This is a genomic window from Pseudogemmobacter humi, assembly GCF_900609055.1.
Classification (GTDB): Bacteria; Pseudomonadota; Alphaproteobacteria; order Rhodobacterales; family Rhodobacteraceae; genus Pseudogemmobacter; species Pseudogemmobacter humi.
The window spans coordinates 26,413-38,002 of sequence record NZ_UXAW01000097.1 but is presented as its reverse complement, the minus strand read 5'-3'; the positions used below and the strand labels follow the sequence as shown (position 1 = coordinate 38,002).

Sequence of the window (11,590 nt, the reverse complement as noted above, 5' to 3'; positions counted from 1 at the left end):
GCTCTGCGAACCGAATAGCAGCCAGCACCACCAAGCAACTCCGCGAGAGCCGGGAGCGCCGCTCAGGAGGCAGGAGAAGCCCCCACCGATCCGCAACCACCTGCGCGCGAGCCCGCAACGGCAAGTGCCGTAAATCTCCCCACCTCAGCAGCGACCCCCGGATTTCTCTCCGCCGAGGCCGCACCGCCGCCATCCATCGCGGGCTCCTTTCCCTGTCCCCGATCGCCTGCCTGTCCTCTGTCGCATTCTTCCGATCCAGGCCGTCACCCTGCTGCCATACCCCCTCGCTTTCCCCCTGATCCGAAGATCCTCCGCCCCTGGCCTCGCTCCGCGCTTTCCCGCAAACACCACATCCCCTGCGGCATCCTGCCCTGAAGCCTTCGCCCGGGCTTGACCTTTGCCCGAAACTTCCGTCTTCACCTTGATCCAAATACTCTCGGGGGGTCCGGGGGGCGAAGCGCCCCCGGCGCTCTCCGCTCAGCCGGAGCCGTGCCATGCAAAACGACAGCAAGATCGCCCTCGTCACCGGCGCCTCGCGCGGCCTCGGGGCGGCGCTGGCGGAACAGCTCGCGCTCAGGGGCTGGCATGTGGTGGCGGTGGCGCGCACCGTGGGCGGGCTCGAAGATCTCGACGACCGGGTAAAGGCCCAGGGCCTGCCGGGCACCGGCGGGCTGACGCTCGCGCCGATGGATGTGACGAATGAGGATGCCATGCGCCACCTCTGCCGCCAGATCCACGACCGCTGGGGCGGCCTCGGCTTCTGGGCGCATATGGCGATCCATGCCACCGCGCTCTCGCCCGCGCCCTCGGTCGAGATGAAGGATCTCGACAAGGCGATCGCAACCAATCTGCGCGCGGCCTCGTTCCTGATCACCATGGTCGAGCCGCTTCTGCGCGGGGGCCAGGGCACGGCGCTGTTCGCCGACGATCCTTTCCCCGGCAGCCGCTGGTCGGCCGCTTACGGCGCGACCAAGGCCGGGCAGATGGCGCTGGTGCGGGCCTGGGCGGCCGAAACCGCGCGGCTCGGGCCCAGAGTGGTGATCGGCACCCCGGCGCCGATGCCCACGGCCTTGCGCGCGCGCTTCTACCCGGGCGAGGACCGCGCGTCCCTCGCAAACCCGCGCGACGAGGCGGCGAAACTCCTCGACCTCGCCTTCGCTTAACGCATCCCGTAATAGAGGCCGACGACATGCTCGGCCTCGGCGAAGAACAGCCAGCGGGCAGCCAGCGCGCCGGTCAGATGCAGCGCGCCCGCCGTCACCGCGGCCACCATGGGCGGCAAGAGCGCACAGAGCACCGCCGGGACCAGCGCCGCGCAGAGCAGCGCGATCAGCCGCAGCTTGCGGGCATGGCGGCGGCCGACGACATGGATCATCTCGCGCATCAGATAATTCGGGCCGGTATGGGGCTGTTCGAACACCCGGACCGGACCGATCCCCCCGAGGCCGGTCGCGCTGCCCATCGTCTCGCCCCGCGCCGCAAACTGATGATCGCCAAGGCGGAACTGCAAGACCAGCGCAAGGCCGAGCGACAGGCAGAGGCCCGAGGCCAGCCAGCCCTGCCCGGCCAGCACCGCGCCTCCGGCCAAAGCGAAGGCGAAGAAGCTCGCGGGCGTGGTCCAGTGGTTCCAGCGCGGCACCGTTTTCAACTGGGTGTAGATCATCGCGGTGCAGCCGACCGTCGCCAGCGCCAGCACCGCCCCCGCCCAGCCGATGGGCCTGGGCAGCCCCAGATCCAGCCAGTCCGACAGCGCCATCGGCGCCAGCGCGAAAAGTGCGGCGCAAGAGGTCCAGGCCTCGCGCGACAGCCAGCTCGACCGCCATTGCGTGAAGGCCTTCAGCGCGCGCTGCGGATTGCCGAGGTGGAAGGTCGAGGCCATCAGCCCCGCGACCGCCAGCCCATACCCCAGCCCCCAGGCAAAGAAGGCAGCCCAGCCGGAGAGCGCCACCGCCCCGGTGGCAAGAAAGACCAGATAGCCAAACCCGAGGCCCGAAAGCGTGGTGAACAGGATGACGGAAGGTGCGGGATGCATCGTTCAGAGTTTTCCCAGCATCCGGTCGAGCCAGCCCGCGAGGCCGGTCGCCTTCCCCTCCAGCGGCGCCAGCACTGGCGCCGCGCCCGGCCCCTTGCGGCGCGGCGGCAGGTAACGGTTGACCGGCTTCGTCCCCATCCCCGGCATCAGCGCATAGCCCTCGCGTTCCGCCACGAGGCGGGAAACCGCGCTGTCGGGGTCGGCCAGATCGCCGAAATGCCGCGCGCCGGTCGGGCAGGTGCGCACGCAGGCGGGCTGGCGGTCCTCGGGCGGCAGGCTCTCGTCATAGATCCGGTCGACGCAAAGGGTGCATTTCTTCATCACCCCGCGCGCCTCGTCCATCTCGCGCGCGCCGTAGGGGCAGGCCCAGGCACAAAGGCCGCAGCCGATGCAGGCGTCTTCATTGACCAGCACGATGCCATCCTCGGCGCGCTTGAGGCTCGCCCCGGTCGGGCAGACGGTGACGCAGGGCGCATCCTCGCAATGCAGGCAGGAGCGCGGGAAGTTCACGATCCAGGCCGGGCCGTCCGGGGGGGTGACTTCATAGGAATGGACGCGGTTGAGGAATACGCCGGAAGGCTCTGGCCCATAAGGATTTTCGTCGGGCAGAAGTTCCGCGCCCCTGTCGTTCCAGCCCTTGCAGGCGGTGACGCAGGCCTGACAGCCGACGCAGGTGTCGAGGTCGATCACCAGACCCAGAGATTTCGCGGTCTTTCCCGGCAGGCAGGTCATGGCGCGCCCTTCCCGCCGTTGAGACCCAAAAATCTTCGAAGATTTTTGGCAAATTTCTTTGAAGAAATTTGGCCGCGCGCGGGCGGCTGATGCGGCGCCCCGCTAAGCGGCGGGAAATCCGGCAGCGCATGGTCCTGCGGGCCGACCCGTTCGATCCGCACCTTCTGATCGAACCAGGCGGCCTGGCCGGTGACCGGATCCGAGTTCGGCACCCGCCCCTCGCCCGGCAGCAGTTCGGAAATCAGATGGTTCAGCAAAAACCCCTCATTCGCCTCGGTCGCCCCCTCGTCCAGCGCCCAGGTGCCCTTCCTCTTGCCGATCGCATTCCAGGTCCAGACCGTCTGCGGGTTCAGCGCCGCCATATGCGCGACCGGCACCACGATCTCGCCGGTGGGCGAAGTGACCCGCGCGTAATCCCCCGGCCGGAAGCCGCCGCTTTGCCAGACCGCCGTGGGCAGGTAGAGGTAGTTCTTCCCGAGGATCTGCCGCAGCCAGGCGTTCTGGCTGCCCCAGGAGTGATACATCGCCATCGGCCTCTGCGTCAGCGCATGCAGCGGATACTCCGGCCCGGCCTCGCCATGCGGCGGATACCAGAGCGGCAGCGGCGACATCGACTGTTTGAGGCGCCCGCGCAGGTGGTCGGGCGGCTGGCGCTCGCCATGGCCCTCGGCGGCAAGCTGAAAGCGGCGCAGGGGCTCGGACCAGATCTGGAACAGATAGGGCTGCGGGGAATCAAACAGGCCCAGATCCACCGCCCAGTCCTGGTAACCGGCATTCCAGGGTTTGTAGAACGCGGCTTCTTCGGGGATATGCGCCTGGTAGAAGCCGCCATGCTCAATATAGCGCGCGATCTGGTCGGGGTTCGGCGCGCCGCGCCCCTCGGCCGATCCTTCGCCGCGAAAGCCGATCAGCGGGCCGATCCCGGGCTTCCTCTGATGGTTCACGATGTAATCGGCATAGTCGCGGAACTTCGCGGACCCGTCCTCGTTCACCATCCCCGGCAGGCCGAGCCGCGCGCCAAGGTCCAGGAGAACCGACTGGAAACCCCGCACGCCATAACCGTCGCGCTCGGGCGCGACCACCGGCCAGCGGATCGAATCCCCAGCCGCATCGGGCTCGGAAATCGGCCGGTCGAGCAGGCTGATACAGTCGTGGCGCTCCAGATAGGTGGTGTCGGGCAGCACCAGATCGGCATAGGCCACCATCTCGCTGGCATAGGCATCGGCATAAATGATCCGGGGGATGACATAGCCGTCTTCGTCGCGGTCGGTCAGCATCTCCATGACGCGGGCGGTGTTCATCGAGGAATTCCACGCCATGTTGGCCATGTAGAGGAACAAAGTGTCGATCCGGTAGGGATCGCCCGCATGGGCGTTCGGGATCAGCATATGCATCAGCCCATGGGCCGAGAGCGGCGCCTCCCATGAAAACGCCTTGTCGATCCGGGCGGGCTGGCCCTCGGGGGTCAGCGCCAGATCGGCGGGGCCGCGGACATAGCCCAGATGCGGGCCGGTCAGCGGCTTGCCGGGCACGGCCTGAAAATGGGGGGTCGGATGGGCCTCGACCGGCTTCGGATAGGGCGGTTTCAGCCGGTAGCCGCCGGGCACCTCGATACTGCCGAGCACGATCTGCAACAGATGCAGCGCCCGCGCGGTCTGGAAACCGTTGGAATGGGCCGAGATCCCGCGCATCGCATGGAACGAGACCGGACGGCCGGGCATGTCCTGATGCCGGTTGCCGCGGAAATCGGTCCAGGGCCGGTCGAGCGTGATCGCCTGGTCGAAAGCCACATGCGCCAGTTCCGCCGCCAGCGCGCGGATGCGCGCGGACTCAAGGCCGCAGCGCGCGGCGACCGCCTCGGGCGCGTATTCCGGTTTCAGATATTCCCCGGCCATATGCTGAAACACCGTGCGGTGGCCCTGCCATTCGGCGCCGAGATCGGGCTCCACCTCGCGCCCGTCCCAGGGCGCGGGATGGCCCGAGCGGCGGTCGATCACGAAGGGCTGGCTCCCGGCGTTCTTCACCAGGAGGCCCTGCTCCGGCCCGGGGGTCGCGTTCACCAGCATCGGCGCATTGGTAAAACGCGCGAGGTAATCCAGATCGACCTTCCCGGCCTCAAGCAGGCAATGGATCAGAGACAGGATCAGCAACCCGTCGGTGCCCGGCGTGATGCCATACCAGTCGTCCGCCACTGCCGAATAGCCGGTCCTGACCGGGTTGACCGAGATCACCCGCACCCCGCGCGCCTTCAGCTTGCCGATGCCGATCTTGAGCGGGTTACTGTCGTGATCCTCGGCCACGCCGAACATGACGAACAGCTTCGTGCGCTCCCAGTCGGGCTGGCCGAATTCCCAGAACGCGCCGCCGATGGTGTAGATACCGCCCGCCGCCATGTTCACGCTGCAAAACCCGCCGTGGGCGGCGTAGTTCGGGGTGCCGAAGGCCTGCGCCCACCAGCCGGTCAGGCTTTGCGACTGATCGCGCCCGGTGAAGAAGGCGAGCTTTTCGGGCGCCGTCTCGCGCAGGGGTTTCATCCATGAGACCGCGGTGGCGAGGGCCTCCTCCCAGGAAATCTCCTCGAAGGCGCCCGAGCCGCGCGGGCCGACACGGCGCAAGGGCGAGCGTAGCCGCGAGGGCGCGGTGACCTGCATGATGCCGCTCGCGCCTTTGGCGCAGAGCACGCCCTTGTTCACCGGATGGTCGCGGTTGCCGTCGATATAGACCACGCGGCCCGACTTCAGATGCACGTCGATGCCGCAGCGGCAGGCGCACATGTAGCAGGTGGTCTTGCGGATCTCATCCGCGCCAGGGCCCGCCGGAGCGGTGGGGGCAGAGGCGATCACCCGCGGCTGCTCTGTCACGCCCGAACCTCCTGACGTATTCCATGGCTTGCCTGCCCGTCAGTCTGCCGTCCCGGCCGCGCTGCGGCAAGCGGGATTGTTTTTCTCCGCCACCTGCCGTGGGCAGAATTTCCTTCCCGCGGGCGCGGTGCCGCTCAGATCAGCGCCTTCACCAGCCCCATCGTGGAAAGAACCGCCAGCAAGCCTATGGCGAAGCGGCGGAATTCCTTCGGATCGGCGGCAAGGAAGCGCCGGCTGCCGAGGTGGTTGCCCAAAGCGATGAGCGGCAAAGCGAAGAGCGTCGCGTAAACGCTCTGCCAGGTCAGCAGACCGGAAAGCCAGTAGAGCGGCGCGGAATACAGATCGAGCAGCGGGAAGAAGGCGACCAGCGTGGCGCGGAACACCCCGGCCGGGATCGGCTGCGCCGCGAAGAAGGCCGCGACCGGCAGCCCGCCCATCCCCGGCGCATTGGCCGCGCCCGAGGCCATGCCGGCCGCGAACACCGCCCAGCCCCCCGGCGCCGCCCGCATCCGCCAGCCGAAACCCAGCACCAGGCACATCGCCAGGATGAACCCCGAGATCGCCGCCCGCGCCGCGTCCTCGGACAGCGAGACCAGCAGCCACAGCCCCGGCGGCAGGCCGATCACCGCCCCCGCCATCAAAAGCCGCACCACGCGCCAGTCGATCTGGCAGCGCAGGCCCCGCCAGGCTTGCAGCGACATCACCATCTCGCACAGCATCACCACCGCGACGAGGTTCAGCGGATTGGTCACCAGCGCCGAGCCCGCGACCACCAGGGCCGAAAAGCCGAAACCCGAATAGCCGCGCACCAGCGCCGCGCCGAACACCGCGAAAGCCAGCCAGGCCGCCCCGGCCAGCGACAGATCGAACGGCATCAGTCGCGGCGCATATCGGCCGGGTCGATCCCCGCCACCACGACCGGCTTCTTCATCGCGTCGCGGCGGAAGGGCTCGCCCAGCTCCTGGTTGATCAGCGCCTCGATCAGCGTGGTTTTCCCGGCCTTCTGATCGGCCAGCGCCCGGGTCAGCGCCTCGCGCAATTCCTCCATCGTGCGCGCGACCACGCCTTGCAGCCCGCAGGCCCGGGCGATCCCGGCATAGGTGACGCCCTCGTCCAGTTCGGTGCCGACGAAATTGTCGTCATACCACAGGGTCGAGTTCCGCTTCTCGGCGCCCCATTGGTAGTTGCGAAACACCACCATGGTGATCGCGGGCCATTCCTTGCGGCCGATGGCGGTCAGCTCCGTCACCGAGATCCCGAAGGCGCCGTCGCCCGCGAAGCCGACCACCGGCACCTCCGGGCAGGCGATCTTCGCGCCGACGATCGACGGCAGCCCGTAGCCGCAGGGGCCGAACAGGCCCGGGGCGAGGTATTTCCGCCCGGCCTCGAACGTCGGATAGGCGTTGCCGATGGCGCAGTTGTTGCCGATGTCGCTGGAGATGATCGCATCGCGCGGCAAAGCCGACTGGATCGCGCGCCAGGCCATCCTCGGGCTCATCCAGTCCGGCTTTGCGGCGCGGGCGCGGCTGTTCCAGCTTGTGCCCGGATCGTCCGCCTCATGATCCATCGAGGCCAGTTCCTGCGCCCAGGCCGACTTCCGCTGCGCGATCAGCGCCTTGCGGTCCTCGCGCCCCGCCTCTCCCGCCGCATCCGACAGCCGCGACAGGATCCCCCCGGCCACCATGCCGGCATCACCAACGATCCCCACCGCCACCTGTTTCGTCAGCCCGATCCGGGCGGGGTTCAGGTCCACCTGGATCACCGCCGCATCCTTCGGCCAGTAGTCGATCCCATAGCCCGGCAGGGTCGAGAACGGATTGAGCCGCGTGCCAAGCGCCAGCACCACATCGGCCTTCGCGATCATCTCCATCGCGGCCTTCGAGCCGTTATAGCCCAAAGGCCCCGCGAAAAGCGGATGCGAGCCCGGGAAAGCATCGTTGTGCTGATAGCCGACGCAGACCGGCGCGCTCAGCCGCTCGGCCAGCCGCATCGTCGCCGGGATCGCGCCCGCCAGCACCACCCCGGCCCCGTTCAAAAGCACCGGGAATTTCGCCTCCGACAAAAGCCGCGCCGCCTCATCCAGCGCCGCGGCGCCGCCCGCCGGGCGCTCGAATTCGACCACCCGCGGCAGGTCGATGTCGATGACCTGTGTGAACATGTCGCGCGGCAGGTTGATCTGCGCCGGGGCCGAGGCACGCTTCGCCGCCAGGATCACCCGGTTCAGGACTTCCGCGATCCTCGACGGGTCGCGCACCTCCTCCTGATAGGCGACCATATCGCGGAACAGGGCCATCTGCTCGACCTCCTGGAAGCCGCCCTGGCCGATGGTCTTGTTGGCGGCCTGCGGCGTCACCAGCAAAAGCGGCGTATGGTTCCAGTAGGCGGTCTTCACCGCGGTCACGAAATTGGTGATGCCGGGGCCGTTCTGCGCGATCATCATGCACATCCGCCCCGAGGCGCGGGTGAAACCGTCGGCCATCATCCCGCCCGACCCCTCATGCGCGCAGTCCCAGAAGGCGATCCCCGCGCGCGGGAACAGGTCCGAGACCGGCATGAAAGCCGAGCCGATGATGCCGAAGGCATTGTCGATCCCGTGCCGTTGCAGCACCTTGACGAAGGCTTCCTCGGTGGTCATCCGCATCGCGCCGCTCTCCCCATTCTTCCGCGAGGCCATCCTGCCCCCACTGCCGCGGCCAGCTTAGGGCCAGTCGCCAAAGCCGCATAGAGCCAGCTTTCACCCTGATCAAAATACCCCCGCCGGAGGCGCCCGCAGGGCCTCTAGCGGCCGATCGCCCGCGCGATCTTCGCGATGCCTTCGGGGATGCGCGCCGGCTGGATCGAGGAATAGGCCAGCCGGTAATGGTTCTGCACCGCGCGGCCGGGGTCGAAGAAACTGCGCCCCGGCTCGATCAGCACGCCCTCGGCCCTGAGCGCGCGCGCAACCGCGCCGGTGTCCACCGCCTCGGGCGCGCGCATCCAGAACGACGACCCGCCATAGCCGCCCTGCCCCGCGATGCTCAGTCCCTCGGCGGCGATGGCCTCCTCCATCACCTGGCGGCGGCGGCGGAAGGCGGTGCGCATCCGGTTGATCAGCGCGTCGTAATGGCCTTCCGCGAGGAAATAGGCCACGGTGCGCTGGATATGGCCGGGCGGGTGTTTCAGCACCATCGAGCGCAGCGCCCGCGCCTCGGCGATGAAGCCCGGCGGCCCGACCAGATAGCCAAGCCGCATCCCCGGGAAGATCGACTTCGAGAACGAGCCCGCATAGATCACCCGCCCGGCCTTATCGAGGCTTTTCAGCGCCGGCGAAACCGGCTTGAGGAAGCTCATCTCGAATTCGTAATCGTCCTCCAGAATGACGAAATCCTTGCGGCTGGCGGCGTCGAGCAGCTTCAGCCGCCGCTCCAGCGGCATGGTCGCATTGGTGGGCGACTGGTGCGAGGGCGTGACGAACACCACATCGCCGCGCCTGACCGCGCCGCCCGCCAGCGCAGAAACCGGCAGCCCCCCCTCGTCCACGTCGAGCGCCAGGATCTCCGCCCCCGAGACATCCAGCACCCGGCGCATCCCCGGATAGCAGGGGTTCTCGATCACCGCCCGGCGCCCCGCCCCCGGCGGCCCCAGCAGGATCTGCGCCGCGATCCACAGCGCGTTCTGCGCGCCCATGGTCAGCAGCACCTCCTCCGCCCCGGCGGCGATCCCCCGGCGCGGCAGGATCACCCGCAGGACCTGCTCGATCAGCGCCGGATCGTCGCGCTCGTAGAAATCCGAGGTCAGCGTGGGGAAATCCCGCCGCCCCAGCGCGCGGAGCGCACAGGCCCGCCAGTTCTGATGGTCGAACAGGCTGGGATCGGTCTGGCCGTAGATGAAGGGCCAGGGATAACGCTCCCAGTCGTCGGGCCGCTCCACCCCCTGCATCGCGCGGGTGAAACGCCCGCCGGAAAAGGCGCGGTAATCCACTTCCTCGGTGGGCCGGGCCGGGCTGGGAAACTCGGGCGCGCGCGGCGCGTTTTCCGAGACGTAATAGCCCGAGCGCCCGCGCGAGGTCAGGTAATCCGACGAGACCAGATCGCCGTAAGCCAGCGTCACGGTGATCCGGCTGACGCCCAGATGCCCCGCCAGCCCGCGCGAGGAGGGCATCTTCTGGCCGGGCCGGAACCGCCCGCTGAGGATGCCGTCGGTGACCATGGCGCGGATACGGCTTTGCAGCGTGCCCGCCCCGCCCGCCGCCAGGAAGAACGCCTCGACCGGGATCGCCATACTGGACCTGGAGCGCCGTTGAAACTGGCCCTAACCAGCGCCAGCCCGCGCCGGTTGTCAATAGGGCCGGTCAGCCACGAGGCCCCTGCGGGCCTTCCCCTCCGGCAGATCGGAGGACGGAAAAGGGAACTGCCCGCGAGTGCTCATTCTCGGCCGTGGACCCTCTCTGCACTCTGAGCGAGGCGAGGCCCCATGTTTCGGTAAACAAAGGGCTGGCCATCTGTGACAGAGCTGGCGGTGCGGGAAGACCGGGACCGGAGATGACGGGGGGCCGGGGCTCCGGATCACGGCCCAGCCGTCAGATCCGCGCCAGGGTGGTGAACCACTTCCGCTGACTCCCGGTCAAAGCGCCTCGCAGCGAAACGCAAGGCCACCGTCGGGCCGGTGGGGCCTGTCGTTCCCCAGCCAGTCTGACACGGCTGCGGCGGAAGCCGCCCGCATCTGCTCGGCGCTCAGCCGGAAGCACCGCTTGTCCCGCTTGCTCCGGGCCAGTTCCCGGCACACTGGCATGACGCAGAGCTTCTCAGGTCAGAAACCGACCGGATCACGCGCAGCTTTGCGCCCGTCTTACCTGTCCGTTCATTGACTTCGCTGAAAAATTCCCGGCAGAACAGATCCCAGCCGCCGCAATCCTGGCATGATCCGGCCGGGACCGTGGCGGTCCGCATTTCGCCGTCTCCCGTTAACCCTTTGGAATACTCCGGCCTCTCAAACGGTCGTCTTTCCGACCGGGTGCCATCGCCCGGCGGCGGCGCGACGGGGCTCCGCCTTTCCTGCAACCCTGTGTCCAAGGCTTCGCGATGATCGCTTTCCACACGCTCGACGTCTTCACCGAAACGCCGTTTTCCGGCAATCCGCTGGCGGTGGTGCCGGACGCGGGCGGGCTGAGCACCGCGCAGATGCAGACCATCGCGCGCGAGTTCAACCTGTCGGAGACGATCTTCGTCATGCCGCCGCGCGACCCGGCGCACAGCGCGCGGGTGCGCATCTTCTTTCCCACCGCCGAGATCCCCTTCGCCGGGCATCCGACCATCGGCTGCGCCATCCTGCTGGCAGAAATGGCCCATGAGGGCGATTTCGCCACCACGATCACGCTGGAGGAAGAGGCGGGCCTCGTCCCCGTCGCCGTCACCCGCGAGGGCGGCCGGATCATCGCCGAACTGACCGCCCCGGTGCTGCCCTACCCGGCCGGCCCCGCGCCCGAGGCGCAACTGCTGGCCGCAGCACTCGGCCTTGCGCCCGACGACCTCGGGCCGCACCGCCCGGGCTGCCATGAGGGCGGGCCGCGGTTCGTTTACGCGCCGTTGCGCGATCTGGACGCCCTGGCCCGCGCAAGGGCCACCGAGCCGCACTGGTCGCGGCTGATGGCGGCCCATGGCGTGGACAGCGTTTATCTCTATGCGCCGGGCGATGGCGCCTGCGACCTGCGCGCGCGGATGTTCAGCCCCACGGCGGGCATCCCGGAAGACCCGGCGACCGGATCGGCGAGCGCGATCCTTGCCGCGCAACTGCTGGCCAATGGCGCGATCCAGGACGGCACCACCCGGCTGACCCTGCGCCAGGGTGTCGAGATGGGCCGCCCCTCGACCCTGCGGCTGACCATCGAGGCGGCTGGCGGCGCGCTCACCGCGGTGCGTATCGCGGGCAGCGCGGTCCGCATCGGCGAGGGACGGCTGCGCCTGCCGTGACGGCTGGCGCGGAGGCG

8 protein-coding genes are annotated in these 11,590 nt (G+C 68.6%); 2 read left to right on the top strand and 6 right to left on the bottom strand.

What is annotated here, in order from left to right:
• Positions 1-494: 494 nt before the first annotated feature.
• Positions 495-1,163, top strand: a complete 669-nt coding sequence (locus XINFAN_RS17765) for an SDR family NAD(P)-dependent oxidoreductase (RefSeq protein WP_124088210.1) — start codon at positions 495-497, stop codon at positions 1,161-1,163.
• On the opposite strand, the gene XINFAN_RS17760 is transcribed toward XINFAN_RS17765, so the two are convergent.
• The 6 genes from XINFAN_RS17760 to pdxR all read right to left on the bottom strand — a co-directional run bounded on the left by XINFAN_RS17760 (position 1,160) and on the right by pdxR (position 9,885).
• Positions 1,160-2,032 carry a dimethyl sulfoxide reductase anchor subunit family protein gene (locus tag XINFAN_RS17760; protein ID WP_124088209.1) on the bottom strand — a complete coding sequence of 291 codons (873 nt, stop codon included), beginning with the start codon at positions 2,030-2,032 and terminating at the stop codon, positions 1,160-1,162. The genes XINFAN_RS17765 and XINFAN_RS17760 overlap by 4 nt on opposite strands.
• Positions 2,033-2,035: 3 nt before the next feature.
• Positions 2,036-2,764 carry a 4Fe-4S dicluster domain-containing protein gene (locus XINFAN_RS17755; protein ID WP_124088208.1) on the bottom strand — a complete coding sequence of 243 codons (729 nt, stop codon included), beginning with the start codon at positions 2,762-2,764 and terminating at the stop codon, positions 2,036-2,038.
• A complete protein-coding gene (locus XINFAN_RS17750; RefSeq protein ID WP_267898362.1) occupies positions 2,761-5,625 on the bottom strand; it encodes a molybdopterin-dependent oxidoreductase in 2,865 nt (954 codons plus the stop codon). Before XINFAN_RS17750 ends, XINFAN_RS17755 begins: the two co-directional genes overlap by 4 nt.
• A gap of 134 nt (positions 5,626-5,759) precedes the next feature.
• Positions 5,760-6,500: a sulfite exporter TauE/SafE family protein gene (locus XINFAN_RS17745; protein WP_124088207.1), complete on the bottom strand. Its 741-nt coding sequence runs from the start codon at positions 6,498-6,500 to the stop codon at positions 5,760-5,762.
• The gene (xsc, locus tag XINFAN_RS17740) at positions 6,500-8,266 is read right to left on the bottom strand and encodes a sulfoacetaldehyde acetyltransferase (RefSeq protein WP_124088206.1); all 1,767 of its coding nucleotides are present in this window, start codon (positions 8,264-8,266) and stop codon (positions 6,500-6,502) included. Before xsc ends, XINFAN_RS17745 begins: the two co-directional genes overlap by 1 nt.
• Before the next feature lie 137 nt (positions 8,267-8,403).
• On the bottom strand, positions 8,404-9,885 hold the full coding sequence (gene pdxR, locus XINFAN_RS17735) for a MocR-like pyridoxine biosynthesis transcription factor PdxR (RefSeq protein WP_124088205.1): 1,482 nt from the start codon (positions 9,883-9,885) through the stop codon (positions 8,404-8,406).
• Positions 9,886-10,685: 800 nt separating this feature from the next.
• On the opposite strand from pdxR, the gene XINFAN_RS17730 reads away from it, so the two are divergent.
• Complete coding sequence (locus XINFAN_RS17730) at positions 10,686-11,573, top strand: PhzF family phenazine biosynthesis protein (protein ID WP_124088204.1); 888 nt, start codon at positions 10,686-10,688, stop codon at positions 11,571-11,573.
• The last annotated feature ends 17 nt before the right edge of the window (positions 11,574-11,590 follow it).